This window comes from Arthrobacter sp. MYb221 (assembly GCF_002979835.1).
Taxonomy (GTDB): domain Bacteria; phylum Actinomycetota; class Actinomycetes; order Actinomycetales; family Micrococcaceae; genus Glutamicibacter.
Genome location: NZ_PCPW01000045.1, coordinates 1 through 1,016 on the forward strand (window position 1 = coordinate 1; position 1,016 = coordinate 1,016).

Genomic DNA, 1,016 nt, shown 5'->3' on the forward strand with positions numbered 1-1,016 from the left:
ACGGATCGGGTGTTGCGGTATCGGGTGAAGGGCTTAGCGGCGACTCATTAATTTTCTACCGATGTCCAGAGCCCTGAGGACATGAGCCCTTCGAAGTCTTGTCCTCCAATGGTCTTTGGCGCGTAGCGGTTCGAGTCAAGCAGCCAGATGCCGAAGGCGGGCTTGGCGTTCTTGGATGAGGCGATCAGTAGCTGGGAGTTCGATTCGCCTTGGATCTTGTCATTCTTCGAGTTGGTGTTGAACTTGTATCCGCGAATGAAATCGAGAATTTTGGCATCCGTCATATTCGTGCCGTTGGGCATCGAGTCCTCGTCATGGTTGCCAAAGGTCAGCGCCCAGGGGATGCCCCGGGATTCCATTGGCTGGACAACGTTGTTGATCGCCTGCTTGACCTCGGTGGTGGTTTTCGGTGAACCATTGATGACATCGCCGTTGATGAGCGCGAAACCTGGCTTTTCGGTATCCAGTACCTTGTCCATCAGTTCCAGGGTGCGGCGATCGGTGCGCGGGCCATCCTGGGTGTCATTGAACTGGACGATCTTGAACTTGCCGTCTGCCGCGAACTTGAGCTTCGGGGTGGCCGCTAAAGCCTTCTTGGCCGGCGCTGCGGAAGCTGCCGTGCTGTTGGCAGCGAGAAGTCCGGTAATCGCGGCAGCTGTGCTGCCGATCAAAACTCCGCGACGGGGGACAGAAGAATTGCTCACAGGTGTGCCTTTCACATGAATAAGGTAGCCAGCATCAACTAGTTGGCTGATAACCACTAGAGCGTAGAGCTGGCTAGTGACCAGACAGTGAACGTTGGTAGTCGCTTCCTGCCCCTGCGCGTAAATAAAGCTGTAGAACATGCACCTTCGGGATTCCAACCGATTCGGGCGTGCAACAGCTCACAAGATTTGTCGGAGCAAACATCAAACGTCTAATGTTTAAACGTGATCGTCATGAACCGTCCCGGAAATCATGCCGCCGTCTTATGTGCGGCAGCGTCGGGTAACGAGCCTGTCATTTCATCATAGTAG

Annotated in this window: 1 protein-coding gene; it reads right to left on the reverse strand. The window is 54.6% G+C overall.

Annotated features, from left to right (window positions below; genetic code table 11):
* Nucleotides 1-47: 47 nt before the first annotated feature.
* Nucleotides 48-704, reverse strand: coding sequence for a metallophosphoesterase (locus CQ015_RS18615; RefSeq protein ID WP_258138890.1), 657 nt, complete (start codon nucleotides 702-704; stop codon nucleotides 48-50).
* Nucleotides 705-1,016 lie beyond the last annotated feature (312 nt).